Below are 26,081 nucleotides of genomic sequence, written 5' to 3'. Positions count from 1 at the left end.
CTAGTAATTCAGTTGAAAAATTAGTTAAGAGTAGAGGAGAAACAGCGACATGTCAGATAAACTACATATTGCTTTATTGTTCGGTGGAAATTCTTCTGAACACGATGTTTCAAAGCGTTCGGCTTTAAACATCTACGAGGCCATGGATCGGGAAAAGTATGATGTTTCAGTTTTCTTAGTATCACGTGACGGAATTATGATTAACCCTGAAGACTCATTGCGAGTTTTGGAAGGGGACGAAAATGAGGATGCTATTGTTAAGGCAGCAACGGATAAAGTTGACATGTCAAATCCATTAGCACCTATCATGGCGCTAAATGACGTCAAGGATATTGATTTATTCTACCCAGTTATTCACGGTAACTTGGGTGAAGACGGTACTTTGCAAGCATTGTTCCGTTTGTTAAAGAAGCCTTACATTGGACCAGGGGTCGCAGCATCAGCGATTTCATTCGATAAGGATTTGACAAAGCGGATTTTGAACCAAGCTGGTATCCGTAATACTAAGTATTTCTTATTGACGGACCAAAATTACCAAGACTATACCTATGAAGATATGGTTAAGGAAGTTGGAACCGAAGTGCTTTTCGTTAAAGCTGCTAAGCAAGGTTCTTCTGTTGGAATTCACCGTGTCACAAATGCGGAAGAATTCAATGCTGGAGTTGCTGACGCCTTACAATATGACTATAAGGTTTTGGTAGAAGCTTCAATTGACCAACCTCGTGAAATTGAAATTTCTATTTTGGGAAATGAGAAGCCACGTGCTTCAAAGCTTGGAGCGGTTGTTGTGCCAAAGGAAGATGTTTGGTATGACTACAACAACAAGTTCGTCGATGCTTCTGGGGTTGTCTTTGACATGCCAGTTGAATTAGATCAAGACTTGGCTGATGAAATTACGCAAATGGCTTTGGATGCATACAAGGCACTTGGTTTGGTAGGTTTGACACGAATTGATTTCTTGGTTGACAAGAACAATGTGCCATACTTGGGTGAGCCTAACACATTACCTGGCTTCACAAATATTTCATTATATCCACAAATGTGGGAAGTTTCAGGAATCAGTTATCCTGATTTGATTGATGAAATCATTCAATATGGTTTGGCTGAGTTCGAGCGTGAGAATAAGTTGTCATATGACTTCGTTGAATTGGGCGAAGAAAAAGTGGGAACTAAAAACTATAACGCTGAACGTACAACTAAGTAAGCGAAATGATCAAAAAGGTGACCAATCTGGTCGCCTTTTTTTATGTTGGCGTTGCTTTCGTCAAGGCTCTATTTAGCGTATAATAAGCAGTAAGACTATGAACATTAAAGGAAACAATCATGACAGAATCATTTACACCAACATGGATGTTAGATGCGATTTATCATCTCACGCCGGAGCAATTAAAAGACCAAGGGATCAAGGCAATCTTAACTGATTTAGACAATACGCTGATTGCGTGGAATAACCCAGATGGTACTGCTGAATTGCATGACTGGCTTGATCAAATGCAGGCTGCGGGGATTCCAGTGATGATTGTTTCAAATAACACGGCGGATCGTGTTGATCGTGTCGCAAAGCCGTTGGGGCTTCCCTTTGTTTCACGAGCCTACAAGCCTGGAACTAAAGGTTTGCACGAAGCCTTAAAAGAATTAAATCTAAAGCCAGAAGAAGCCGTGATGGTTGGTGATCAATATTTGACTGATGTTTTCGGTGCCAATCGTGCGGGTATTCCTAGTATTCTGGTTAAACCGTTGATTGAAACCGACCAATGGAATACGAAAATAAATCGATTTGTTGAAAAAGGGGTGCGACGTCGTGTGATGAAGAAGCACCCAGAACTTACATGGAGGAACAGCATTGATTAGTGAAGCAGAAATTGAGAATTATCTTGCCGATGATTTGCGTTGTATTGGTTGTGGTGCGAAAATTCAAACAACCAATCCAGACGACATTGGATATACCCCTATGTCAGCCTTGAAAAAGGGATTTGAAAATGAGGAAATTTTATGTAAACGGTGTTTCCGATTGCGTCATTATAATGAAATCCAGCCGGTGAGTTTGACTGACGATGATTTTCGGCGGTTACTAGACCAAATTTCAGAAACTAATTCATTAGTTGTTTATGTTATGGATGTTTTTGACTTTTCTGGTTCGCTTATCCCGGGTTTGCACCGTTTCGTTGGTGATAATCCAATCCTATTAGTTGGCAATAAAATTGATGTTTTGCCAAAGTCAATTCGTCGTTCAAAAATTAAAGATTGGATGCGACAACAGGCTAATATTGCTGGACTACGGCCAGATGAGATTGCACTTACCTCTGGTAAAAATGGAGATGATGTGCCTCAGTTACTAGATACCATTGAACGGATGCGTAAAGGACGCGATGTGTATGTTGTTGGAGTAACTAATGTTGGTAAATCTACATTGATTAACCAAATTATTAAAGAGGTGACCGGTGAGCGTCAAGACGTGATTACAACGTCACGTTTCCCAGGTACGACTTTAGATCGGATTGAAATTCCATTGGATGATGATTCTGCAATTATTGATACGCCAGGAATTATTCATCAAGATCAAATGGCCCATTATCTAACAGCTAAAGATTTGAAATATGTTTCACCACAAAAAGAGTTGAAACCAAGGACTTATCAATTAAATCCTGGGCAAACAATTTTTGTCGGAGCTTTGGCCCGCTTTGACTTTATTCAAGGCGAAAAATCCGGCTTCACTGCATACTTTGAAAATAACTTGATGTTGCATCGGACAAAATTAGAAAAGGCAGATGCCTTTTATCAACAACATGCTGGTGAACTTTTGGCACCACCAGAGGCTGAACATTTGGCTGATTTACCACCAATGCAACGACATGAATTTAAAACCACCCAAAAATCAGATATTGTAATTGATGGTTTAGGTTGGTTAACAGTACCTCAGAATGCAGTTGTAGCTGCATATGCGCCTAAAGGCGTTTCGGTATTGATACGAAAGGCGATGATTTAAAAATGGAATTACGAGGAAAGCAAAAGCGTTATTTACGCGCACAAGCGCATGATATGCGTCCGTTATTTAGTATTGGAAAGCAAGGCATGAGCCAAAATTGGTTGGATCAACTGTCAGATGCCATTGATAAGCGTGAGTTATTTAAGGTAAACATCTTACCAAATTCAGATGTGACTGTTGCTGAATTGCAAGCTTTTATTGAAGATAATTCTGATATTCAAGTTGTGCAATCAATTGGGCACACTTTAGTATTGTTTGGTGAATCAAAAGATAAGGATCGTCGCCATTATTCAACAGCAGTTAAGGCGATTTAGAGCAACGAGGAAAGAACCATGCAGAGTAGGACACAATTACATGTGCAAGCTCAGGTTGCTACGGAACCTGAAAGCGCACAACGGATTGGTATTTTAGGTGGTACATTTAATCCACCGCACTATGGACATTTGGTGATTGGTGAGCAAGTTGCTGATAAATTGAACTTAGATAAAGTGATGTTTATGCCTAATGCAATTCCACCACACGTAGATGAGAAGGAAGCCATTGATGCAACTGATCGCGTTAATATGGTTCGAGCGGCCATTCATGGTAATAGCAGGTTCGATATTGAGCTCAGCGAGGTTATGCGCGGTGGAAAAAGTTATTCCTTTGACACGATGGAAGCTTTAACACAACAACATCCTAATAATGAATATTATTTTATTATTGGTGGTGATGAAGTTGCCTATTTACCAACATGGCATCGTATTAGTGAATTGATGCAATTGGTGCATTTTGTTGGGGTTAATCGCCAAGGCACGCCTTTAGAAACGGATTATCCAGTTGAATGGGTACAAATTCCAAACCTTGAATTGAGTTCAACAAATATTCGCGAACGGATTGCAAACCACCAGTCTGTGCGATATATGATTCCAGATTTAGTGGCGGCATATATTTTTGAAAAGGGGTTATATTTGAATGTCTAATTCAGTCAGCTATCCAACATATCAAGAAAATATTTATCCAGCAGGTCGAAATGACCTAATTGATAAGGTGAAGGCCCAAGTTAATCAAGGTCGTTTTGAACATATTTTGCGAGTAGAAAAGAAAGCTCTCGAACTAGCTGAACGTTGGGACGTCGATGCAGAGCAAGCTTCAATTGCAGCGTTAACCCATGACTATGCAAAGCAACGTTCTGATGAAGATTTTCTAGCTGTGATTGATCAAAAAAAACTTGATCCAGACTTGAAAAATTGGGGTAATTATTTATGGCATGGTGTTGTTGGTGCTGAAATGGTACATGATGAATTAGGCATTACGCATCAAGATGTCTTAGATGCCATTCGGCAACATACAATTGGAGCCGCATATATGACTAAATTGAGCCAAGTGATTTATATGGCTGATTATGTCGAAGATGGCCGTGATTTTCCAGGGGTTGCCGAAGTAAGAGCTTTGGCTTTTGAAGATTTAGGCGCAAGTGTGGGTTGGCAGACTAAACACACTTTGGAATACTTATTATCAAAAAATGGCCGGATTTATCCGGGAACAATTACGACATATAATGAATGGAGTACGAAGTAATATGGAAGATAAAAAAATGTTAGAAGTTGCTGTTAAGGCTGCCGATAGCAAGCGAGCCGAAGATATTGTGGCTTTGGATTTAGAAGGAATTAGCTTCATTGCAGATGCTTATTTGATTGCCCAAGCACCTACTGAGCGTCAAGTAATAGCAATTGCTGACGAAATTGATAATCAAATGGCTAAAGCAGGTTATGAATTAACACGACAAGAAGGTCGCCAAGCTGGTCAATGGGTTTTGCTCGACTATGGTGATTTAATCGTGCATATTTTTAAGGGTGAAGTTCGTCGCCACTATAATTTGGAAAAGTTGTGGGGAGATGCATCTGAAATTGACTTGAGCGCTTGGATTGATAATGAGGATGCAAATTAATGAACTACGGAACTTTTGCAGGCTTGTATGATCAATTATTTGATGAAGAAGCCTATGAAGATTGGCTTGCCTATGCTAAAGCAACGATTAAAAATCCAAAAGGCCGTTTACTTGAATTAGCTGGTGGAGCTGGACGATTGGCCATTATGTTAAAGCAAGCGGGTATTAATGATGTCTATAATTTTGATTTATCCCCTGAAATGCTTGGCCTAGCAGCAAAACATGCTGAGGAAGCGCAAGTTGATTTACCTTTGATTGAAGGAGATATGAGGGAATGGTCAGATCTTGATTTAACCTTCCAGACAATTACTTGTTTTGCAGATTCGCTCAATTATCTAGAAAATGAACAAGATGTGTTGCAGACGTTTAAACAAGTTTACAATCATTTAGAGGCCGGTGGGCAGTTCATCTTTGATGTGATTACCCCAGTTCAAACGGATGAAGTTTATCCTGGTTATATGTTTAATTGGCATGATGACGAAACAGCCTTCATGTGGTCTTCATTTGGTGTTGAAGGTCAAAAGCATAATGTAGAACATGAATTGACTTTCTTCCTTTACCAAGAAGACATTGATGGTTATCGTCAGTTGCAAGAAATTCATACGGAACGGACGTATCCTTTGGCAACTTATGAGAAATTGCTCAAAGAAGCAGGCTTCACTGACGTGCAAGTAACAGCTGATTTTGGACGCACTTCTGATACCAAGGAAGCCACGCGGTGGTTCTTTAATACAACGAAAGGCGCCTAACCAATGCGAGCAGTCGGACTAGTTACAGAATATAATCCCTTTCATAATGGGCATCAATATCATCTAGAACAAGCAAAGACTGTCACAAATGCTGATGTGGTCATTGCTGTCATGAGTGGTAATTTTGTACAACGCGGTGAGCCGGCTGTAATTGATAAATGGCGCCGAACAACCTTGGCTCTAGCAGGTGGCATTAATTTGGTGCTTGAATTGCCGTTTGCATTTGCAGTTCAACCAGCCCACTTATTTGCAAAAGGGGCCGTGAAAATTTTAGCAGATGCTGGTGTTGATACAATTGCGTTCGGAGCGGAACATGCAGATTTAGATTTTTTGGCAATCGCCAAACAAGCGCAAGCTGCCTTGCAGCATCAACCAGTTTTTAAGCAGGATTATACGCAGACCTATGCCACACAATTTAACGATGTGGTGGAGCAGATAGTGGGTTTTCGGATTGAACGACCAAATGATTTGTTAGGCTTGGCTTATGCCAATGCAGTTTTAGAGTTACATCTGGGCGAACAAATACAATTGCAACCAATTCAACGAATTGGTGCTGCTTATCATGATCAGCAATTGCCCGAAAAGCAGCATATTGCGAGTGCGACGGCAATTCGTTCGGCCATGGCAGACCACGCAGATTTGACGCCATACATGTCAGATTTGGCAGCTCAGGACTTATCTCAAGGTAGTCAAGTCAAATCATATGAGACTGATTGGCTAGGGGCTTTAGAATATAAAGTGCAAACGACACCACCAGAAGCATTGGCTGAAATCTATCAATTAAATGACGGATTAGCGTATCGTTTGTTTGATTTAATTGATCACCATGAGTATCAGTCAATGACGCAGTTATTGGATGATTTTAAAACAAAACGTTATACACGGGCGCGGTTGCGCAGAAGTTTGTTGTATACCATATTAAATGTGCAAAATAACGAGATGCAAACAGCATTGCAACGACCATATATACGCGTTTTAGGTATGGATCAGGTTGGGCGTTACCAGTTAAAGCAACAACGTGATCAGATGCAATTACCTGTTGTTAATCGGTTTGGTAAGCAGGAAATCGCACAAATCGGTAAGTTGGATTATCGCGCAGGCAAGTTGTATCAGTTATTTGATAAACAACCTAATGCGAAGCCCCAAGATACCGGACGTATTCCAATCTTTTTTGAAAGGTAAATTTATCATGAAATGGCATTTTACAGAACTACAAAATTATAAGCAGGAACCTCTCCAAATTGATGAAACACTTGATTTGAAGCAAACGATGTTAGAGAAGTTTCCTGATTTGATTTTAGATATGCAACCGGTCCATGTGAAGGGATTCATTCAAGCTGATCAAGGCGATGTAATGGTGCACTTGCATATTGAAACTACTATTAAAACACCATCTAGTCGTTCGCTTGTACCAGTGGATTTCCCAATTTCAACTGACATGGATGAAATTTATATCCAAGAAGAAAGTCACGCTGATCGTTATGAGGATGATGAAACCATCATTTTAATTGATCAAGACATGGTTGATTTTGATGAAGCAATTATGGAATATATCGTTGTTTCAATTCCCATGCAAGTCTTGTCAAAAGCTGAGCAGGAAAATGATGAAATGCCTTCAGGTAAAGACTGGGAAGTTATTTCTGAAGATGATTATGCTGCAAAGCAAGCAGAAGATCCTGAAGCAAAACATACACCTTTAGCTGGGCTAGCGGATTTGTTGAAGGACGACGAATAGGAAGAACGCTTATTGGTGGTTGAAGCCGGTGAGCGTTTTTCAGTTGAAGCGATGGATTGTGAAAGGAATGATTATGGGAAAAAAGCCACAAACAACGCCGATGATGGCGCAATATAATGAAATTAAGGCGCAATATCCAGATGCGTTCTTATTCTATCGTTTAGGCGATTTTTATGAGTTGTTTAATGATGATGCGATTAAAGGCTCACAAATTCTTGAACTAACACTGACGCAACGCAATAAAAATTCGGAGCATCCCATTCCAATGGCGGGAGTACCACACCATGCAGCGCAAAATTATATCGATATTTTAGTTGATCAAGGTTATAAAGTCGCCGTGGTTGAGCAGATGGAAAATCCAGCGGATGCAGAAGGGATGGTTAAGCGTGAGGTTGTACAACTTGTTACACCTGGTACACGGATGAAAGACTCGGCGGATGCAGCTAAGGAAAATAATTATATCGTTGGTTTGAGTCTAACAAATGACCAACAAGCCTACGGGTTAGCTTATGCTGATGTTTCGACTGGGGAAGTGAAAGTGACCCGTTTACAGACCATTAATGCAGTACTCAATGAGTTAAGCCGTTTGGAAACCAAAGAAATTGTTACGGATAGTCAATTACCAGATGACTTGATGGCTTCGCTCACTAATTTAGGGATTTTGTTGTCTAATCAAACCGAAATCTTAAATAATGCCGAAGTGTCATATTTAACTCAAGAATTGACTGACCAACTCGAGGTTCATACGACGAGTGTGCTCTTAAGCTATCTTTTTGCGACTCAAAAGCGTTCATTAGATCATTTACAATTAGCGCAACCTTATGAAGTGGCTCAATATTTAAAACTTGATCGCCATTCAAGGGCTAATTTGGAATTGACAACTAATTTACGAACTCAGAAACGCGCAGGAACCCTTTTGTGGTTACTTGATGAAACCAAAACAGCGATGGGTGGACGATTATTGAAGCAGTGGTTGGAACAACCATTGTTAGATAAAAAGGCACTTGAAGCGCGCTACGATAAAGTTGGGGCCCTTAAAGATGATTACTTTACGCGTGCGGCCTTACAAGATCAATTAAAAAATGTTTATGATTTAGAACGTTTAGCAGGGCGCATTGCGTATGGGACTGCTAATGGTCGTGATCTCCTTCAGTTGAAACATTCGCTTGAAGCTTTGCCGGACTTAATTGAAGCTTTGCAAGCATTAGATCAAACAATTTTTGGTGATTTTATGCAACAATTTGATCCGGTAACAGATTTGAAGGATTTGATCGCGGATGCCATTGATGAAGATGCCCCAATTTCTGTTACGGATGGCGGCGTGATTAAAGCTGGTTTCAATGAACAGTTGGATCAATATCGTGAAGTAACTAGCCATGGTAAACAATGGTTGGCTGACTTAGAAGCGAGCGAGCGTGAAGCAACGGGTATTAATTCATTGAAAATTGGCTATAATAAAGTTTTTGGCTATTATATTGAAGTGACTAAGGCCAATATTGATAAGCTCGATCCAGATCGATACACTCGTAAGCAGACCTTAGTCAATGCAGAGCGCTTTGTCACACCAGAATTAAAAGAACATGAGCAACAAATCATGGAGGCACAGACAGAATCAAGTGCGCTGGAGTACCGATTATTTGTGCAAGTGCGTGACACGATTAAGGATAATATTGCACGTTTGCAACGTTTGGCGGCTCAAATTGCCACGTTGGATGTGCTTTTATCTCTTGCGACAGTTGCCGAGGATTATCATTTTGTACGTCCAGAGCTCACTGATACTTCTGATATTGAGATCAAAGATGGGCGCCACCCCGTAGTTGAAAAAGTATTGGGACATCAAAGTTACGTGGCAAATGATGTTCAAATGGACCCAAATGATTATATCCTCTTAATTACTGGTCCCAATATGTCAGGTAAGTCGACCTATATGCGACAACTAGCTTTAACAGTCGTTATGGCCCAAATTGGATCCTATGTGCCAGCAAGTTCGGCGAAGTTACCAGTTTTTGACCAAATTTTTACACGAATTGGTGCTGCTGATGATTTAATCTCAGGTAATTCAACGTTCATGGTTGAAATGGCTGAAGCTAACACTGCTTTGCAGAATGCGACACCACACTCATTGATATTATTTGATGAGTTAGGTCGTGGAACAGCCACATATGATGGGATGGCTTTGGCTCAGGCGATTATTGAATATGTGCATGAACATACAAAAGCCAAGACGCTGTTTTCAACGCATTATCATGAGTTAACGGCTTTGGCAGATTCATTGCCACATCTAAGGAATATCCATGTGGGCGCTACTGAGGAAAATGGACAATTGATTTTCTCACATAAGATTTTGGATGGCCCGGCTGATCAAAGTTATGGTATTAACGTCGCTAAATTAGCGGGGTTGCCTGATAATTTGATTGAGCGTGCGACGCAAATTTTGCACGGTCTGGAAGCTCAAGGTGCATCAGTTTCTGAAACAACAGATGCGACAAGTTTGGCGGATCCGACAGTCAGTTATGCCAAAACAGATCAACAAGTAGTTGCTGATCAAAGCACGTCAACGCAAGCAACCGCTGCTCAGCAGGATACGCCAGCCGTGGACCAAGGAACTAATCAGGCGGTTCCTGAAGAGCAACAAATGGACTTATTCCAAATTGAAGCACAAACACATACAACAAATGTGCTAAATGAAATGCAAGACTTAAATTTGGCGACGTTGACGCCATTAGAGGCGATGTTAAAGATTAATCAATGGCAACAACAATTACATGAATCGTGATGCAAGGAGGTGAAGCATTTGGCTAAAATCGAAACATTATCAGAAAATTTGGCAAATCAAATTGCTGCTGGAGAAGTGATTGAACGTCCTGCTTCTGTGGTGAAGGAATTGGCTGAAAATGCGATTGATGCACAAGCTCAACATATTGATGTATTAATCGAGGAAGCAGGTATTAAATCAATTCGCGTTATCGATGATGGTCAAGGGATTCCAGCGGATGAAGTTATTAAGGCATTTGAACGCCATGCCACATCAAAGATTAATTCAAGGCATGATTTGTTTCGAATTCATTCGCTTGGTTTTCGTGGAGAAGCTTTACCTTCGATTGCGTCAGTTAGCGATGTCACTTTAACGACGGCGCCAGCCAATCAAGCCGAGGGGCGGTCAGTGCACATTAAAGGTGGCGAGTTAATTAGTGAACAAGCGGCGACGGCACGTTTAGGAACAGACATTACGGTTAACGATTTGTTCTACAATACGCCCGCGCGTTTGAAGTATTTAAAAGCACCAACGACGGAGCTATCGAAAATTGTTGATGTGATGAACCGGTTGGCCTTGAGTCATCCTGATATTAGCTTCCGCTTAGTGCATAATCAAAAAGAAATTTTGAAGACTGCTGGAAATGGACAACTACAACAAGTTGTTTCGGACGTTTACGGAATTCAACAAGCTCGCAAAATGTTGAGCTTTGAAGCACATGATAATGATTTCAGTTTGCGTGGTTTGACTTCATTGCCTGAATTAACGCGGGCCAACCGTTCTTATATTTCAATTATTATTAACGGTCGCTACATTAAAAACTATCAATTGTCGAATGCTGTGGTACGAGGATATGGTTCCAAGCTGATGGTTGGTCGTTTTCCAATTAGTGTCTTGGAAATTGAAATGGATCCATTGTTAATTGATGTGAATGTTCATCCACAAAAGCATGAAGTCCGCCTATCTAAAGAGAATGAGTTGGTGGATTTGATTGAGCGGACGATTTATGAGCGCATCGCGCAAGAAAATTTGATCCCGAATGCCTATCAAAATTATTTGGGCACTGATGAGTCGGATGAGCAATCAGTTGATTTTGTGAATAAATTGAATGAAGCATCGGCTGAATACACAGCAGACACCCCCAAAACACCAGCAGAGGCCACAAACTCTGTTGCAATTGAAACTATCGCGGATACTAGACCGCAGGCAGATGCAACAGGTGATACAGCAACACCTGATACAACACCAATTGTGGTCACGCAAACCCAGGACTTAGAGCATGAAGATGTGCAGGCTTTTGCGCAACGTTATCAGGAGCATGTGGATGCCTTTGGTACCGAAACACCAGATGAGGCAAAAGCACCATATCCGGCGCAACAAGCCGAACTGAATTTTGACCAAGGGAATCAGCACCAAGCGGATAATCAATTCCCGCATTTGAGTTATATCGGACAGATGCATGGTACATTCTTGTTCGCACAAAGTGACTCGGGATTGTATATGGTTGATCAACACGCTGCTCAAGAGCGGATTAAGTATGAATATTACCGTGATGAAATTGCTAAAGAAGGCTTGGAGAGTCAGCGCTTACTTGTGCCAATTGTATTAGAATATTCGACTGAAGATGCGTTGACTATTTCGGGGAAGTTGTCAGAATTAGAAGCACTTGGACTACATTTAGAGCCCTTTGGTGACAATACATTTATCATGCACGATCATCCGGCTTGGTTTCCAAAGGGCCAAGAGGAGGCAACAGTGCGTGAGATGATTGATTGGTTTTTACGTGATGATCATTTAACGTTGGCGCAATTCCGTGAAAAAACAGCCATTATGATGGCTTGTAAGCGTTCAATTAAAGCGCATTGGAAGTTGAATGATTTTGAAGCACAAGGCTTATTAGATCAATTACGTGAGACCAAAAATCCGTATAATTGTCCACATGGTCGTCCGGTCTTAGTAACATTTACCCTAAATGATATGGAAAAGATGTTTAAGCGAATTCAAGATTCACACGAAGCTTGGGTTGAGTACGATGAGCATCCATTCTAAAGGAACGAAGTGAGGTAAATAGATGATTAAAACACGTGTGATGTTTGCGACTTTGACTGGCAATAATGAAGCAGTTGCAAATATTATTATAAGCGAGCTTGAGAAGGCTGGTATCTCAGCGAAGAAGGAACAAATTGAACTGGTTGATGCACGGACAATTTCAAAGGAAAATACCGATTTACTTATTTTGGTTCCTTATACCTTTGATTTGGGTTCTATTCCCGATGAGACGCTCGATTTTTACGAAGATCTAGATGAAGTTAATTTAAGCCCCATTGTTTTTGGCGTTGCTGGATCAGGTGATGATTTTTACGGGGATGATTACTGTACGGCAGTCGATACCTTTGCCGAGCGTTTGCAGGCAAGTGGTGCAATTGAAGGGGCTCAACGGGTCAAAGTTAATTTATATCCTGATGCAACGGATGAGCAAGCTTTAGCAACTTTCGTACAAAACTTATTGACACACGTTAAAGGGCAAGACTAATTTTAGGCTTTTCTTTTAGTGAATATTGCGTATAATAGAGTTAAATAAAACGTTGATGAAGATATGTCGTAAAAATAGCATCTTTAAAGAGAGTCCTAGTTGGTGAAAATGGACAATGATGTTTCTTGCGGTACTCCTTCTGAGTGAATTGGCAAACCAATTCCGTCTACTCGCGTTAAGAGTAAATGAGCATTGAGACTTTTTAAAAGGGGTTTTGATGAAACTCGGGTGGTACCACGTTCTGGACGTCCCGTTGTTGTGGAAACATGACGACGGGACGTTTTTTTAAACATATTTTTATTGATGATAAAAAAGGAGTATAGATGATGGCAGAAGTAACACTAACTTTCCCTGATGGTGCTCAAAAAACCTATGAAGCAGGGACAACACCACTTGAAATTGCTAATGGAATTGCCAAGTCATTGGCCAAAAAAGCTGTCACAGCTAAGTTGAACGGTCATTATGTGGGCATGAACGATGCAGTGTTGGAAGATGGTGATTTTGAATTAATCACTAAGGATCAACCTGAAGCGCTACAAATTTTGCGCCATTCAGCATCACATTTGTTGGCTCAAGCATTGAAGCGTCTTTACCCAGACATGCACTTTGGCGTTGGACCAGCCATTGATAATGGTTTCTACTACGATACAGATAAGCCAGATGGTCAAATCAATGTTGAACAATTCCCTGAAATTGAAAAAGTGATGCATGAAATTGTTAAGGAAAACTTGCCAATCGTATCACGTGAAGTAACGCGTGATGAAGCATTGGAAATGTTTAAGGATGATCCTTACAAGATTGAATTGATTAACGATTTGCCCGAAGATGAAAAGATTTCCATCGCGGTGCAAGGTGAACATGTTGAATTGGACAAGGGTGGCTTGGTGCCATCAACGGGTTGGATTAAGTACTTTAAGCTTACTTCAGTTGCCGGTGCTTATTGGCGTGGAATGTCATCAAACCCAATGTTGCAACGGATTTATGGAACGGCCTTTTGGAATCAAGATGATTTGGATGCTGAATTAAAGCGTCGTGAAGAAGCAAAGGAACGTGACCACCGTCGAATTGGTGCTGATCAAGAATTATTCTTTACATCACCTGAGGTGGGAGCCGGATTGCCAGTTTGGTTGCCAAATGGTGCTGCAATTCGTCGTACTTTGGAACGTTATATTGTTGACCGTGAAGTACAAGATGGTTATAAGCACGTTTACACACCAGTTATCTCAAACTTGAATTTGTATAAGCAATCTGGACACTGGGATCACTATCGTGATGACATGTTCCCACCTATGGATATGGGGGATGGCGAATTCTTGGAATTGCGTCCAATGAACTGTCCTTCACATATCATGGTTTATAAGCACAAGCCACGTTCATATCGTGATTTGCCATTCCGTGTTGCTGAACTCGGTATGATGCATCGTTATGAGAAGTCAGGCGCTTTGACTGGACTTTCACGTGTTCGTGAAATGACTTTGAATGATGGACATACATTCGTGATGCCAGAACAAATCGAAGACGAATTCAAGAAAATTTTGAAGTTAATGATTGATGTTTATCATGACTTTAACATTACAGATTATCGTTTCCGTCTTTCATATCGTGATCCACAAAACACTGAGAAGTACTTTGATGATGATCAAATGTGGGAAAAAGCACAAGGTATGTTGAAGGGTGCGATGGACGATATGGGTCTTGACTACTTCGAGGCCGAAGGCGAAGCTGCCTTTTACGGTCCAAAGCTTGATGTGCAAATTAAGACAGCCTTGGGTGGTGAAGAAACACTATCAACCATCCAATTGGATTTCTTGTTGCCTGAACAATTTGATCTTGAATATGTTGGGGCCGACGGTGAAAAGCATCGTCCTGTGATGATTCATCGTGGTATCATCTCAACGATGGAACGTTTCACTGCTTATCTAACAGAAATGTACAAAGGTGCCTTCCCAACTTGGCTAGCACCACAACAAGTGCGGATTATTCCAGTTAACCGTGAAGCTCACGGTGAATATGCACAAGAATTGAAGCAACGTTTAGTTAAGCAAGGTATCCGTGCTGAATATGATGATCGTAACGAAAAGATGGGTTACTTAATTCGTGATGCACAAACTTCGAAGGTTCCGTATACTTTGGTTGTTGGTGATGAAGAAGTGGCAAATCATTCAGTCACAGTTCGTCATTTTGGTTCAAACGATACGGAATCAAAGTCGTTTGAAGACTTTGAAGCTGAATTACAAGCTGACATTGCAAGTTATTCTCGTGATGCTAACGCAGAACCAGAAGCTTAATTAATTGATTTAAAGGCGATTTTGAAAAAAGTCGTCTTTTTTTTGCAAAAAAAGCAGTCGGGGCTTGTATGGTCTATACCACTGTGTTATTATTGGTCTATACCAGAAATGACAAGGGGAATGTTAAAATGAAGATTATTAAAGTAAAAGATCAAGCAATGGGTGGACAAGCAGGATTTGCTCAATTTAAGGCTGCTTTGGACGCGGGAGCCACAACTTTTGGTTTGGCAACAGGTTCAACACCAATTTCAATTTATGAGCAATTAACTGCTTCTGATGTTGATTTTAGTGATAAGACATCAATTAATTTGGATGAATATGTTGGCTTGGGACCTGATGATGATCAAAGCTACCGTCATTTCATGCAAGAACACTTATTCGATGCTAAGCCATTTGCTAAGAGCTACGTGCCAAATGGTTTGGCAGAAGATGCTGATGCCGAAGTAAAGCGTTATGAAAACATCATTGACGAAAACCCAATTGACCTACAATTGCTTGGTTTGGGCATTAATGGTCACATTGGCTTCAACGAACCTGGAACACCTTTCACCGAGCCTACACACAAGGTTGCTTTGACCCAGTCAACAATTGATGCAAATGCACGTTTCTTCGCTGATGAAAAAGATGTGCCACGTTATGCATACTCAATGGGGATTGCTAGCATCATGAAGTCAAAGAACATTTTGTTAGTTGCTTATGGTGAAGCAAAGGCTGCTGCTGTTGCAGCCATGGTCGAAGGACAAGTTACAGAAGAGATGCCTGCTTCTATTTTGCAAAAGCATGATAACGTGACTGTGATTGTCGATGAAGCTGCAGCTGGTCAATTGTCAGGCAACGTAGAAATGACAGATTTTGCTGGCTAGGCGAGCAAGTAACGAAAACATTTTAAATTTCTTTAAGTGATGCCTAAGTTATTGGGCATCGCTTTTTTTATTAAAACCAATTATGCTACACTAAGTTAATGATATTTATAGAAAGTGGTTGGTCAAATGAAATTAGAGGGAAATGCGTTAATTGAACGATTAAAGCAGGATGAGGTTAAAACCGCATCATTTACAGCAGCAGATCAAAGTACCATTAATTTAGATGATTTATTTGATTTTGTGACTAAGACTTTAAAACAAGGTGATTTGGTTAGTGCAGAAATTATCATTAGTGGAGATGAACCAATCCATTTGCGCTTGGAGTCTAATTTGATTAATTTGCCACTACGCTATGTAAATGGTATAAGCAAAATCGTGATTAATGAACCTGAAAAAGATGTTAATTTATATATGATTGTGGAAAGCCCATATGTTTCACATTCTAAGTTGCGCATTGATTATGCAGCGAGCGTAGCCACTTATTTAGATGATTTTGATTCTGTAGCCACTAAAATTGCGGCATATTTCGATGAAAAAATTAACTTGATTAATGAACAAGAACAAGCGCAGGCTGCAGAAGCGGCTGATGAAACAGCGCAAACAGATGGAGATGCATAACCATGAAATTCTTAAAAAAGTGTGGGCTAGTAGCGGTATTTGCCGTGTTGGGTGCGTTAGCTTATCAATTTTTAAGTTTGCCATTTGCGGTGCCAAATACGGTGATTTCTTTCGAACCAGCGGTTTTGACGTTAGCGTCTTTCATATTAGGACCGATTGGTACGATGGGGGTCGGCTTTTTAGGCCATTTTTTATATGACAGTTTGAATTATTCGATTGTTTGGTGGACTTGGATTATTGCTGAGGGCATTTATGGATTGCTATTGGGTCTAATTTCGTTACGGCTCAAATTAATGGCGCGTCCATTTAATGTGCGACAATTTTTTGCATTTAATTTATGGCAGTTATTAGCCAATTTATTGGCATGGGGCTTAATTGCACCGTTGGGAGATTTTCTAATTTATAAATCCGATTGGATTTTTGTTTTTCAACAAGGTCTCTTTGCGGCATTGGCTAATACTATCGTCATTGCTATTTTTGGTAGTTTATTTTTATTCTTTTACCATTATTTTTTCAAATCATAAGCTAAAGCCAAGTCAGCTGACTTGGCTTTTTAATTGCAAGTCTCAACCCAGTTCTTTAAAAAGTGTGCTAAAATTATGCAATATAAATGAATAAAAAGAGGTGATGGCAATGGCAGAGATTATTGATGGTCGTTTAATTGCAAAGGAACTCCGAGCAGCAGTTAAAAAACAAGTAGCGGTTTTGAATGAAGCAAATGTTATTCCCGGCTTGGCCGTTATTTTAGTTGGTGATGATCCAGCTAGTGAAATTTATGTGCGTAATAAGGGCCGTGCAGCTGAAAAAGTTGGCGTTGCGGCTCAAACTTTTCAGTATGATGCAAGTCTTTCAGAAGCAGAATTAATCGCCAAAATTGAGGGATTGAATGCGGATCCTGCAATTGATGCCATTTTGGTACAAAGTCCATTGCCTGACCATATTAATGAGCAACGTATTCAAGAAGCTATTTTGCCCCAAAAAGATGTTGATGGTTTCCATCCTGAAAATGTGGGGCAGTTGTTTGCGGATCGCAAGGGCTTTTTCCCGGTTGCGAATACACCACGTGGTGTGATGACAATGTTACATCATGAACATGTCGAATTATCAGGAAAGAATGCTGTCGTTGTTGGTCGCTCAGTCTTGGTCGGCACACCTATGTTTGCATTGTTGCAACGCGAAAATGCGACCGTTAGCTTATTGCATCGCCATACGCCAGAGGCATTGCGTCATCAATTATTACAGCAAGCTGATTTAATTGTTGTTGCAGTTGGTGTTCCTAAGTTGATTCAAGGCGAAGATATTAAACCTGGAGCCGTCGTGATTGATGTTGGGATTAATCGCATGGACGATGGGAAATTAATCGGTGATGTTGATTTTGAAGCAGCCGAACCCAAAGCTAGTTTAATTACACCTGTGCCAGGTGGGGTGGGACCAATGACGATTGCAACCCTATTAGAAACAACCGTTGAGTTAGCGGCAATACATCATGGCATTCAATTGGAGGCAGGATGGCAGAATATTTAACGGTTACAACGCTAACCAAGTATTTAAAACGTAAATTTACAGCAGATCCATATTTAAAAAAAGTCTATGTGACTGGAGAAATTTCCAATTTTCGTCCACGGCGTGGGCACCAATATTTTTCACTCAAAGATGAATCTGCGGTAATTAACGCGACGATGTTTAAGGGTGTTTTTGACAAATTACCTTTTCAACTTGAAGCTGGTATGAAAGTTAATGTGGTGGGGCATATTGATTTATATGCGCCAAACGGATCATACAGTATCATTGTTGAAAAAATGGAACCGGATGGTATTGGGGCGCTTTATCAAGCTTATGAGCAGTTGAAGCAAAAGTTACAACAAGCAGGTTGGTTTGATCAGTTACAACGAAATATTCCGCGTTTTCCTAAGAAAATTGCAGTGATTACATCGCCTAGTGGGGCGGTTATTCGTGATATTTTGACGACTGTGCAACGGCGTTATCCAATTGCAGAGGTGGATTTGTATCCAGCTGTTGTCCAGGGGGAAAATGCTGTACCTTCGTTGATTAAACAGTTGCAGGCGGTTGCCCAACGTGACGACATTGATGTTTTGATTATTGGTCGTGGCGGCGGATCGATTGAAGATTTGTGGGCTTTTAATGATGAAACTCTCGCTAAAACAATGCTACAGATGCCGATGCCAATTATTAGTTCAGTGGGTCATGAGACAGATACAACTATCGCTGATTTTATTGCCGATAAGCGAGCGGCGACACCAACTGCTGCTGCCGAATTAGCGACACCATTTATGTTGACGGATGTCTGGCAAGGGTTACAACAACTAGAACAGCGTTTAGTGGCTCAAATGCAACGCCAAATTAAACAAGTGGATGAGCGTTATCAGCGTGTAGCGAATAGTTATGTTTTAACGCAACCAGAGCGTCTTTATGAAGGTTATTTGCAACGGGTTGATTTAGCTCAGAAAAGTTCGACACAATCGTTAGCTTATTTGCTTAAGCAACGACGGCAACAATTAACAACTGCTGATGCACGCTTATTACCAGCGATGCAACATATCTTAGAAACAAAACAACAACGGTTTAGTAAAGCAGCTGCGGGACTACAGTTAGTGAGCCCCTTGTCTATCTTGGGTCGAGGCTACAGCTTGGTCGAAAAAGATGGACAAGTTTTAACGGATACCGCACAAATTGAAGTGGACGATCCAGTTGAAATTCGTTTGGCAAAAGGGACTGCCCGCGCTACTATTACAGAAATTGGAGAAAATAATGACTGATAAACCAACTTTTGAAGAAAATCTTGCGACCCTTGAACAGATTGTGGCGCAATTAGAAAAGGGTGATGTCCCGCTCGAAGAAGCATTAACGCAATTTGAAACAGGGGTCAAGTTGAGTAAAGAGTTACAAAAGACCTTACAAAATGCGGAGCAAAGTTTAGCTAAAATCGTAGATGAAAATGGCAATGCTACTGACTTCACACCTGAGGGATAATGATGGATTTAAAGACTTTTCAAACGCAGTGGGTGCCAGTCATTCAGGATGCGATGGCTCAAAAATTGCAGCAAGATGTAGAGACACCGGCGCTACAAGAAGCGATGATTTATGCCGTGATGGCCGGTGGGAAGCGCTTGCGGCCCTTATTAACTTTGGCCGTTTTAGATACTTATCATCAGTCGGTTGCTGATTATGTGCTGCCAGCGAGTGCAGTTGAATTGATGCATACGTATAGCTTAATTCATGATGATCTACCTGCCATGGATAATGATGTGGAGCGACGCGGAAAACCCACGACGCATATCCAATTTGGCGAGGATTTGGCAATTTTAGCTGGGGATGCCATGCAACCGTTAGCCTTTCAGTGGCTTGCTGATGCAGATAACTTGTCGGATGAACAAAAGAATAATTTAACGCGGGCCCTTTCACGGGCGGTTGGGCCGAATGGAATGGTCGGCGGTCAAGTGCTAGATATGCAAGCAACTGGTGCTGAACAAATTGATTTGTCACTAGCGACGCAAGTTCATGAAAAAAAGACGGGGGCTTTAATTCGTTATGCTTTAGTTGCTGGTGGCATGATGGCCAAGGTGGATGCGCTGGATTTACAGTCCCTTGATACGTTTGGTGCAGCTTATGGATTGGCTTTTCAAATTAAGGATGATTTGGATGATTTAGCTCAAGATGGTCAAGCTGATAAACAATCTTATCCGGCTATTTTGGGAGTAAAAGATGCGAAGAATGCTTTAAGTCAAGCGGTACAAGAAGCCAACTTGGCTTTGGTTGCTTTAAAAGAGCGGAATCAAATTGATATTTCATTATTGAAATCTTTTTTGAAATATTTTGAGACAACATTGGAGAAATAATGGTAGTAGAAAAGGAACGTGTGGACGTCTTAGCAGTCCAACAAGGTTTATTTACTTCACGTGAACAAGCTAAACGTGCCATCATGGCTGGCGAAATTTTGGGTGAAAATGAACAACGGATGGATAAAGCTGGTGAAAAAATTCCAGTTACCGTTGATTTACACTTGAAAGGTGCACCAATGCCATATGTTTCACGAGGTGGCTTTAAATTAGCAAAGGCGATTGAGATTTTTGGACTTGATTTCAAAGATAAAATCGTGTTGGATATTGGATCATCAACTGGTGGCTTTACGGATGTCGCTCTGCAAAATGGAGCAAAAAAAGTGTACGCGTTAGATGTTGGTACAAATCAGTTAGTTTGGAAATTGCGTTCAGATGAACGGGTCATTGTAATGGAAAATACAAATTTCCGTTATGCAAAAAAAGATGATTTCACGGCAGGACAGCCTGAAATTGCCACCATTGATGTATCGTTTATTTCGTTGAATTTAATTTTGCCACCACTCTCAGAAATTTTAACAGCTGGTGGTCATGTAGCTACGCTAATTAAGCCCCAATTCGAAGCTGGACGAGAATTAGTTGGTAAGCATGGCATTGTTAAGGATGCTAAAACACATTTGAGTGTGATTGAACAAGTGATGCAGTTCGCAAAAGAAAATGGGTTTAGTTTAGCTGGCCTAGATTATTCGCCGATTAAAGGTGGTTCAGGAAATATCGAATTTATCGCTGATTTAGTGTTAGATGGTGGGCAGAACCAATTATCAGCTGATGCGGTTGAACAGGTTGTTACAGCAGCACATCAGCAACTTAATGCACATCGTGAGGAAAACGAGCATGGTGAGAAATAAGCAAGCCCGCCAAGCGGCTATTAAATCAATTATCGAGACGCAAAATATTCAAAAACAAGAAGATCTCGTTCAGGCTCTGAATGATCAAGGTTGGCAAGTGACGCAAGCGACAATTTCGCGGGATGTTGCTCAGATGCAATTGACCAAAGTGCCACAAACTGACGGACGTTTTAAGTACGCGGTTTTAACAGATGATTCATCTTTGAATCAACTAAAAGCGATTATTGCTGAGCCGGAATCAAAAATCGCTCATCAAGATAATCTAGTGTATATTCAGGTTGCACCTGGTTCAGGACCAGCTTTAAAGGCAATTATTGATGCAATTGCATTTGATGAAGTATTTGGAACCATGAGTGATGATGCGAGCGTATTAATGATTTTACGTTCAAATGTGAACGGGGCTGATTTTATTCAAAATCTATAGAGAATTGCACATTGGTTCGGAAGGAGGCAATGCATGTTACAAGAATTATCAATTCAAAATTTTGCGATTATTCCAAAATTGAATTTAAGTTTTGATAGTGGCATGACGGTCCTAACAGGTGAAACAGGGGCTGGTAAGTCCATTATTATCGATGCAGTGGGGTTGTTAACTGGAGGTCGTGGATCACAGGACTTCATCCGAGAAGGAGCCGACAAAGCAGTTTTGCAAGGACTATGGGATGTTGATGAGACAGATCAGCCCTTGATGACCGCTTTAGACAAATATGGGATTGAATTGGATGAACAACAACTTTTGATTCATCGTGAATTACATCGCAATGGACGGAATGTGATTCGTGTTAACGGCACCTTGTTGAACGCAACTGCCTTAAAAGAAATTGGTAATCATTTAGTCGACATTCATGGACAAAATGAACATCAAGCGTTGATGCAAGTAGATGAACATTTAAAGTTGCTTGATGAATATGCAGCTAAACCACTAACTCCGGTTATGAAGCGCTATCAAGAGGATTATCAAAACTATATAAGTTTGCAAAAAACATTACGTGAGCGTCAGGAAAATGAACAAGCTTGGGCGCAAAGAATGGATATGCTAACTTTTCAGAGTGAAGAATTAAATTCGGCTAATTTGGTTGAAGGCGAAGAAGCTGATCTCGAACAAGAATATCAGGAGCTTTCTAATTATCAAGATGTGATGGAAGCACTCGGTAAAGCGCATGAAGTCCTAGATGGTGACTGGGAAGCGAATGCCTTAAGTAGTGTTGGAACTGCGTTGAGTGCGCTTGAAGATATTGAAGACTTTGGTAGTCGCTATAAACAGTTAGCTGAAAGTATGCGAGAAAGTTTTTATAATTTACAAGATGTTGCCTCAGAAATTGAATCAGTGCATGATGGATTGGAATTTGATGGTGAACGTTTAGCTTATGTCGAAGAACGCTTGAATTTGATTCGTTCACTCGAACAAAAGTATGGTGCAACAATTTCAGATGTTTTGAACCATCAAGCCCAGGTTGATGCGGAACTAGCTAAGATGGGAGGGCCTCAACAATCAACTGAAGAATTGGAGCAACAGACCCAACAAGCCTATGAAACTGCGAAAGCAACAGCGGATGAATTGCATCAAATTCGTCAGAAAGCAGCTAAACGTTTGGCTGAACAGATTCATGAACAATTAAAAGATTTGTATATGGAAAAAGCTCAGTTTTCAGTGCACTTTACGCAAAGCAAGCAATTGCAAGCAACTGGGTATGATAACGTTGAATTTTACATTCAAACTAATCCGGGCGAAAGCGCAAAACCACTTGTTAAAATCGCTTCTGGTGGTGAACTTTCTCGGATGATGTTGGCAATGAAGATGATTTTTTCTCGTGAACAAGGAGTGACGTCAATTATCTTTGATGAAGTTGATACGGGTGTATCTGGACGAGTGGCTCAGGCCATTGCTGAAAAGATTTCAGATATTGGTCGTCATTCCCAAGCTTTGACAATTACGCATTTACCACAAGTTGCTGCTGTAGCTGATCATCATGACTTTATTGAAAAGTCAGTCAAGGATGGTCGTACTGAGACAACGGTCAAACAGTTGGATGCGACACAACGGATTGATGAAATTGCCCGGATGTTGTCGGGAGATGAATTAACACAAGCGGCTAAGGAAAACGCACGTGACTTGATTCAACGTGAAAAGGACCGACGATTATCAGCTAAATAAGTTGTAACTTGCTAAAAAAACAGGTACAATTAAATGATACTTAGCAAAAAAAGGGAGTAGCAGAGCATGAAGCGTGGCGTTTTAATTGTATTATCTGGACCATCAGGTGTTGGAAAGGGAACTGTGCGCAAGGCTTTATTTGAAGAGCCAGACGTTGACTTTCAATACTCAATTTCGATGACAACTCGCCAACCGCGCGAGGGTGAAGTCGACGGTGAGGATTATTTTTTTGTTACCCGTGAGGAATTTGAAAATAACATTGCCCAAGGTGAAATGCTAGAATACGCGGAATACGTTGGGAATTATTATGGAACGCCAAAGTCGTTTATTGATAAAACCCTAGCAGAAGGTAAAGATGTGTTATTGGAGATTGAAGTTCAAGGGGCGCTTCAGGTCAAAGAGAAGATGCCTGAAGGGGCGTATATTTTCTTGACGCCACCTGATTTACAAGCATTAAAGGAACGCTTGATAAATCGTGGAACGGAGCAACCCGATGTGATTGAACGGCGCGTGCAAGCTGCTACTAAAGAAATTCAAATGATGGCAAATTACGATTATGCTGTTGTGAATGATGAGGTGCCTTTAGCCGTACAACGCATTAAAGACATTATTAAAGTAGAACGACTTCGGGTTAATCGCGTATTACCTGAATACAATGCAATGATTGAGGAGCTAGAAGAGTCATGATTTTATATCCATCAGTTGATAAGTTGTTGGAACGTGTTGATTCACGTTATAAGTTAATTGCTTTGGGTGCTAAGCGCGCTCATGAGCTAGAGCAAGGTGATTTGCCAACATTAGGTGAATTCGATTCTGTTAAGCCAATCGGAAAAGCCTTTGAAGAAATTGAAGCTGGTAATGTGGTTATCGATCCAAAGCCTGCTAAATTAGATGATTAAAAAGAGCCGATCTATTGATCGGCTTTTTTTGTGGACTGATTTAGAAACTAAGGGTGCTTGCTTGAGAACCCGGATTGGTATGCTATAATTTAGACAACAATATGATTGAATAATTTGATAATAGGGATAGGTGAATCATGGATTTATTGCAAGAGAATGTGTCAGAAACACAACGACCACTAGCTACTTTAGAAACGACCAAGGGCACAATTAAAGTTGTTTTGTTTCCTGAAGAAGCCCCTAAGACTGTCGAAAATTTTATTGGTTTAATTGAAGATGGTTATTATGATGGCACAATTTTTCATCGGGTAATTTCGGACTTTATGCTTCAGGGTGGAGATCCTTCGGGGACTGGAATGGGTGGTTCATCTATTTTTGGTAAGAAGTTTGAAGATGAATTTTCAGACAAGCTCTTTAATTTTAGAGGAGCGCTTTCGATGGCTAATGCTGGTCCAAATACAAATGGATCACAATTCTTTATTGTTCAAGCAACGCGTGTACCAGCAAGAATGCTTAAAGCACTTCGTGGAGATGTTGATGATGATGTCATTACTCATTATGCTAATGAAGGGGGAACCCCTTGGCTGGATGGTAAGCATACGGTCTTTGGACAAGTTGTAGTAGGCATGGATGTTGTTGATGCGATTGCTAAGGTAAAGGTTGATTTTGCAGATAAGCCAGTTGAGGATGTCAAGATTATGAAGGCTTCTGTTGAAAAATAACATATTTAAATTTCGCAGAGTTGTGCAACTCTGTATACATACTATGAAATAGACAGAAAGGAAGATTATGACCTATCAAATTGGTGACATATTAACGGGAACAGTGACCGGGATACAACCGTACGGTGCATTTGTTCAATTGGATGAATCAACGCAAGGCTTAATTCATATTTCTGAATGTCGTTCAGCCTATATTAAGCATGTTGCAAATGAATTGTCGATTGGTCAAACGATTCAAGTGATGATTCTTGACATCGATGAATATGATCAAAAAATTTCATTATCACAACGAAGTTTGCAAGATTTAGCAGATTTACCACAAATCGATTTTACTGAAAAGCATACTTTTGGTAATACGTATCACCATTTTTGGACGAAGCAACACGCCGAAATTGGATTTGAGACAATTGATACTAATTTTGATTGTCAGTTGGATGAGGCGTTAACACGTCTTGGAAAGTAGGAGAATTATGACTTTGATAGCTGGAACAATTATTTTTACGCGGGATGATCAGTCTTTTTTTATGGTCAAAGACGGCTTGCCTATTAGCGAGTTTTATACGGTTAGAATGCACCAGCATGAAGATGATACAGCCTTAGGTGCACTTTTAGCAGGGATGAAAGATCAATTGGGATTGAATCTTGATAATTTACGATTAGGTGAGCTAGCAGTTTGGCACCGAGAAGGTCGTGATGATTCAATCGATTCAACTTCATTGTTTACTTTTGAGGTAATTGATGACGCCTTGTTAAACTTTGATCGCTTAGAAGCGGTTGGCATGGAATTTGTTAATGCACGTGATGCAGTTAGCTTGGTAAAAAATGTTGATATGTCAGGGGTTATCGGTTTAGATTAAAAAAACACTCTAAAAGTTTAAAATAGTAATTGACAATTACGTGAAATGTCTGTAATATTTTAAAAGTTGTTACGAGATGTAACGGCGTAGCAAATAAAAAGTTTGAAAGTCTTCAAATTACTTATTGACGACGGTTAAACCGCTTGCTATAATATAAAAGTTGCGTTAAGGAATTATCCTTTCCGTCCAACAGTAGATCATTGAAAACTGAATATCGTTTCGATATTAACAAATGTGTAGGGTCACCAACATAGTTGGTGCAAAACATTTGCGAAGTCAATTCGCT

General features: G+C 40.5%; 29 protein-coding genes. All 29 read left to right on the top strand.

Annotation, left to right across the window (positions count from 1 at the left end; all coding sequences use genetic code 11):
- Positions 1-49: 49 nt before the first annotated feature.
- The 29 genes from JOC36_RS00145 (at position 50) to JOC36_RS00005 (ending at position 25,795) form a co-directional block, all read left to right on the top strand.
- Positions 50-1,204, top strand: a complete 1,155-nt coding sequence (locus JOC36_RS00145; protein ID WP_205144487.1) for a D-alanine--D-alanine ligase family protein — start codon at positions 50-52, stop codon at positions 1,202-1,204.
- A gap of 119 nt (positions 1,205-1,323) precedes the next feature.
- Complete coding sequence (locus JOC36_RS00140; RefSeq protein ID WP_205144486.1) at positions 1,324-1,851, top strand: YqeG family HAD IIIA-type phosphatase; 528 nt, start codon at positions 1,324-1,326, stop codon at positions 1,849-1,851.
- On the top strand, positions 1,844-2,986 hold the full coding sequence (gene yqeH / locus JOC36_RS00135) for a ribosome biogenesis GTPase YqeH (RefSeq protein WP_205144485.1): 1,143 nt from the start codon (positions 1,844-1,846) through the stop codon (positions 2,984-2,986). The genes JOC36_RS00140 and yqeH overlap by 8 nt, the downstream gene beginning before the upstream one ends.
- A 2-nt stretch (positions 2,987-2,988) precedes the next feature.
- Positions 2,989-3,300, top strand: coding sequence for a YhbY family RNA-binding protein (locus JOC36_RS00130; protein WP_205144484.1), 312 nt, complete (start codon positions 2,989-2,991; stop codon positions 3,298-3,300).
- A gap of 18 nt (positions 3,301-3,318) precedes the next feature.
- Positions 3,319-3,948, top strand: coding sequence for a nicotinate-nucleotide adenylyltransferase (locus JOC36_RS00125; protein ID WP_205144483.1), 630 nt, complete (start codon positions 3,319-3,321; stop codon positions 3,946-3,948).
- Positions 3,941-4,546: a bis(5'-nucleosyl)-tetraphosphatase (symmetrical) YqeK gene (gene yqeK / locus JOC36_RS00120; protein ID WP_205144482.1), complete on the top strand. Its 606-nt coding sequence runs from the start codon at positions 3,941-3,943 to the stop codon at positions 4,544-4,546. The genes JOC36_RS00125 and yqeK overlap by 8 nt, the downstream gene beginning before the upstream one ends.
- Position 4,547: 1 nt before the next feature.
- Complete coding sequence (rsfS, locus tag JOC36_RS00115; protein WP_205144481.1) at positions 4,548-4,916, top strand: ribosome silencing factor; 369 nt, start codon at positions 4,548-4,550, stop codon at positions 4,914-4,916.
- Positions 4,916-5,665, top strand: a complete 750-nt coding sequence (locus tag JOC36_RS00110; protein WP_205144480.1) for a class I SAM-dependent DNA methyltransferase — start codon at positions 4,916-4,918, stop codon at positions 5,663-5,665. The genes rsfS and JOC36_RS00110 overlap by 1 nt, the downstream gene beginning before the upstream one ends.
- A 3-nt stretch (positions 5,666-5,668) precedes the next feature.
- The gene (locus JOC36_RS00105; protein ID WP_205144479.1) at positions 5,669-6,847 is read left to right on the top strand and encodes a nucleotidyltransferase; all 1,179 of its coding nucleotides are present in this window, start codon (positions 5,669-5,671) and stop codon (positions 6,845-6,847) included.
- Between the two features lie 7 nt (positions 6,848-6,854).
- On the top strand, positions 6,855-7,400 hold the full coding sequence (locus tag JOC36_RS00100) for a YceD family protein (protein ID WP_205144478.1): 546 nt from the start codon (positions 6,855-6,857) through the stop codon (positions 7,398-7,400).
- Between the two features lie 73 nt (positions 7,401-7,473).
- Entirely contained in the window at positions 7,474-10,176 is a 2,703-nt protein-coding gene (gene mutS / locus JOC36_RS00095) for a DNA mismatch repair protein MutS (RefSeq protein WP_205144477.1), read from the top strand.
- An 18-nt stretch (positions 10,177-10,194) separates the two neighbouring features.
- On the top strand, positions 10,195-12,204 hold the full coding sequence (gene mutL / locus JOC36_RS00090; protein ID WP_205144476.1) for a DNA mismatch repair endonuclease MutL: 2,010 nt from the start codon (positions 10,195-10,197) through the stop codon (positions 12,202-12,204).
- Between the two features lie 22 nt (positions 12,205-12,226).
- The gene (locus JOC36_RS00085; protein WP_239517481.1) at positions 12,227-12,688 is read left to right on the top strand and encodes a flavodoxin domain-containing protein; all 462 of its coding nucleotides are present in this window, start codon (positions 12,227-12,229) and stop codon (positions 12,686-12,688) included.
- Between the two features lie 326 nt (positions 12,689-13,014).
- Entirely contained in the window at positions 13,015-14,976 is a 1,962-nt protein-coding gene (thrS, locus tag JOC36_RS00080; protein ID WP_205144475.1) for a threonine--tRNA ligase, read from the top strand.
- Positions 14,977-15,104: 128 nt separating this feature from the next.
- Complete coding sequence (locus JOC36_RS00075) at positions 15,105-15,839, top strand: glucosamine-6-phosphate deaminase (RefSeq protein ID WP_205144474.1); 735 nt, start codon at positions 15,105-15,107, stop codon at positions 15,837-15,839.
- A gap of 126 nt (positions 15,840-15,965) precedes the next feature.
- Complete coding sequence (locus tag JOC36_RS00070; protein ID WP_205144473.1) at positions 15,966-16,457, top strand: hypothetical protein; 492 nt, start codon at positions 15,966-15,968, stop codon at positions 16,455-16,457.
- Positions 16,458-16,459: 2 nt separating this feature from the next.
- Complete coding sequence (locus JOC36_RS00065; protein WP_205144472.1) at positions 16,460-16,981, top strand: ECF-type riboflavin transporter substrate-binding protein; 522 nt, start codon at positions 16,460-16,462, stop codon at positions 16,979-16,981.
- 109 nt (positions 16,982-17,090) lie between these two features.
- The gene (locus tag JOC36_RS00060; protein ID WP_205144471.1) at positions 17,091-17,981 is read left to right on the top strand and encodes a bifunctional 5,10-methylenetetrahydrofolate dehydrogenase/5,10-methenyltetrahydrofolate cyclohydrolase; all 891 of its coding nucleotides are present in this window, start codon (positions 17,091-17,093) and stop codon (positions 17,979-17,981) included.
- Positions 17,966-19,234 carry an exodeoxyribonuclease VII large subunit gene (gene xseA, locus JOC36_RS00055; protein ID WP_205144470.1) on the top strand — a complete coding sequence of 423 codons (1,269 nt, stop codon included), beginning with the start codon at positions 17,966-17,968 and terminating at the stop codon, positions 19,232-19,234. Before JOC36_RS00060 ends, xseA begins: the two co-directional genes overlap by 16 nt.
- The gene (locus JOC36_RS00050; protein ID WP_205144923.1) at positions 19,224-19,448 is read left to right on the top strand and encodes an exodeoxyribonuclease VII small subunit; all 225 of its coding nucleotides are present in this window, start codon (positions 19,224-19,226) and stop codon (positions 19,446-19,448) included. Before xseA ends, JOC36_RS00050 begins: the two co-directional genes overlap by 11 nt.
- Before the next feature lie 2 nt (positions 19,449-19,450).
- On the top strand, positions 19,451-20,314 hold the full coding sequence (locus tag JOC36_RS00045) for a polyprenyl synthetase family protein (protein ID WP_205144469.1): 864 nt from the start codon (positions 19,451-19,453) through the stop codon (positions 20,312-20,314).
- On the top strand, positions 20,314-21,162 hold the full coding sequence (locus JOC36_RS00040) for a TlyA family RNA methyltransferase (RefSeq protein WP_205144468.1): 849 nt from the start codon (positions 20,314-20,316) through the stop codon (positions 21,160-21,162). The genes JOC36_RS00045 and JOC36_RS00040 overlap by 1 nt, the downstream gene beginning before the upstream one ends.
- Entirely contained in the window at positions 21,149-21,586 is a 438-nt protein-coding gene (locus JOC36_RS00035) for an arginine repressor (protein WP_205144467.1), read from the top strand. Before JOC36_RS00040 ends, JOC36_RS00035 begins: the two co-directional genes overlap by 14 nt.
- Positions 21,587-21,619: 33 nt before the next feature.
- On the top strand, positions 21,620-23,317 hold the full coding sequence (gene recN, locus JOC36_RS00030) for a DNA repair protein RecN (protein ID WP_205144466.1): 1,698 nt from the start codon (positions 21,620-21,622) through the stop codon (positions 23,315-23,317).
- Between the two features lie 66 nt (positions 23,318-23,383).
- Positions 23,384-24,004, top strand: a complete 621-nt coding sequence (gmk, locus tag JOC36_RS00025; protein ID WP_205144465.1) for a guanylate kinase — start codon at positions 23,384-23,386, stop codon at positions 24,002-24,004.
- On the top strand, positions 24,001-24,216 hold the full coding sequence (gene rpoZ / locus JOC36_RS00020; protein ID WP_205144464.1) for a DNA-directed RNA polymerase subunit omega: 216 nt from the start codon (positions 24,001-24,003) through the stop codon (positions 24,214-24,216). Before gmk ends, rpoZ begins: the two co-directional genes overlap by 4 nt.
- Before the next feature lie 137 nt (positions 24,217-24,353).
- Entirely contained in the window at positions 24,354-24,938 is a 585-nt protein-coding gene (locus JOC36_RS00015) for a peptidylprolyl isomerase (RefSeq protein ID WP_205144463.1), read from the top strand.
- A gap of 67 nt (positions 24,939-25,005) precedes the next feature.
- Positions 25,006-25,401 (top strand): CvfD/Ygs/GSP13 family RNA-binding post-transcriptional regulator, encoded by a 396-nt coding sequence (locus JOC36_RS00010; protein WP_205144462.1) that lies wholly within the window; start codon positions 25,006-25,008, stop codon positions 25,399-25,401.
- A gap of 7 nt (positions 25,402-25,408) precedes the next feature.
- Positions 25,409-25,795 carry a hypothetical protein gene (locus JOC36_RS00005; protein WP_205144461.1) on the top strand — a complete coding sequence of 129 codons (387 nt, stop codon included), beginning with the start codon at positions 25,409-25,411 and terminating at the stop codon, positions 25,793-25,795.
- Positions 25,796-26,081 lie beyond the last annotated feature (286 nt).

It is taken from the genome of Weissella uvarum, assembly GCF_016908785.1.
Taxonomy (GTDB): Bacteria; Bacillota; Bacilli; order Lactobacillales; family Lactobacillaceae; genus Weissella; species Weissella uvarum.
The sequence above is the reverse complement of the archived record's forward strand: the minus strand, read 5'-3'. Positions and strand labels throughout refer to the sequence as shown.

Coding starts and splice junctions, on each gene's coding strand:
- mutS (WP_205144477.1), top strand. CDS start 7,474: ATGGGAAAAAAGCCACAAACAACGCCGATGATGGCGCAATATAATGAA.
- rsfS (WP_205144481.1), top strand. CDS start 4,548: ATGGAAGATAAAAAAATGTTAGAAGTTGCTGTTAAGGCTGCCGATAGC.
- JOC36_RS00065 (WP_205144472.1), top strand. CDS start 16,460: ATGAAATTCTTAAAAAAGTGTGGGCTAGTAGCGGTATTTGCCGTGTTG.
- JOC36_RS00110 (WP_205144480.1), top strand. CDS start 4,916: ATGAACTACGGAACTTTTGCAGGCTTGTATGATCAATTATTTGATGAA.
- JOC36_RS00130 (WP_205144484.1), top strand. CDS start 2,989: ATGGAATTACGAGGAAAGCAAAAGCGTTATTTACGCGCACAAGCGCAT.
- JOC36_RS00060 (WP_205144471.1), top strand. CDS start 17,091: ATGGCAGAGATTATTGATGGTCGTTTAATTGCAAAGGAACTCCGAGCA.
- JOC36_RS00100 (WP_205144478.1), top strand. CDS start 6,855: ATGAAATGGCATTTTACAGAACTACAAAATTATAAGCAGGAACCTCTC.
- xseA (WP_205144470.1), top strand. CDS start 17,966: ATGGCAGAATATTTAACGGTTACAACGCTAACCAAGTATTTAAAACGT.
- JOC36_RS00140 (WP_205144486.1), top strand. CDS start 1,324: ATGACAGAATCATTTACACCAACATGGATGTTAGATGCGATTTATCAT.
- JOC36_RS00145 (WP_205144487.1), top strand. CDS start 50: ATGTCAGATAAACTACATATTGCTTTATTGTTCGGTGGAAATTCTTCT.
- JOC36_RS00105 (WP_205144479.1), top strand. CDS start 5,669: ATGCGAGCAGTCGGACTAGTTACAGAATATAATCCCTTTCATAATGGG.
- gmk (WP_205144465.1), top strand. CDS start 23,384: ATGAAGCGTGGCGTTTTAATTGTATTATCTGGACCATCAGGTGTTGGA.
- JOC36_RS00040 (WP_205144468.1), top strand. CDS start 20,314: ATGGTAGTAGAAAAGGAACGTGTGGACGTCTTAGCAGTCCAACAAGGT.
- yqeK (WP_205144482.1), top strand. CDS start 3,941: ATGTCTAATTCAGTCAGCTATCCAACATATCAAGAAAATATTTATCCA.
- recN (WP_205144466.1), top strand. CDS start 21,620: ATGTTACAAGAATTATCAATTCAAAATTTTGCGATTATTCCAAAATTG.
- rpoZ (WP_205144464.1), top strand. CDS start 24,001: ATGATTTTATATCCATCAGTTGATAAGTTGTTGGAACGTGTTGATTCA.
- JOC36_RS00070 (WP_205144473.1), top strand. CDS start 15,966: ATGAAATTAGAGGGAAATGCGTTAATTGAACGATTAAAGCAGGATGAG.
- JOC36_RS00035 (WP_205144467.1), top strand. CDS start 21,149: ATGGTGAGAAATAAGCAAGCCCGCCAAGCGGCTATTAAATCAATTATC.
- JOC36_RS00005 (WP_205144461.1), top strand. CDS start 25,409: ATGACTTTGATAGCTGGAACAATTATTTTTACGCGGGATGATCAGTCT.
- JOC36_RS00015 (WP_205144463.1), top strand. CDS start 24,354: ATGGATTTATTGCAAGAGAATGTGTCAGAAACACAACGACCACTAGCT.
- JOC36_RS00075 (WP_205144474.1), top strand. CDS start 15,105: ATGAAGATTATTAAAGTAAAAGATCAAGCAATGGGTGGACAAGCAGGA.
- JOC36_RS00010 (WP_205144462.1), top strand. CDS start 25,006: ATGACCTATCAAATTGGTGACATATTAACGGGAACAGTGACCGGGATA.
- JOC36_RS00045 (WP_205144469.1), top strand. CDS start 19,451: ATGGATTTAAAGACTTTTCAAACGCAGTGGGTGCCAGTCATTCAGGAT.
- JOC36_RS00125 (WP_205144483.1), top strand. CDS start 3,319: ATGCAGAGTAGGACACAATTACATGTGCAAGCTCAGGTTGCTACGGAA.
- JOC36_RS00085 (WP_239517481.1), top strand. CDS start 12,227: ATGATTAAAACACGTGTGATGTTTGCGACTTTGACTGGCAATAATGAA.
- thrS (WP_205144475.1), top strand. CDS start 13,015: ATGGCAGAAGTAACACTAACTTTCCCTGATGGTGCTCAAAAAACCTAT.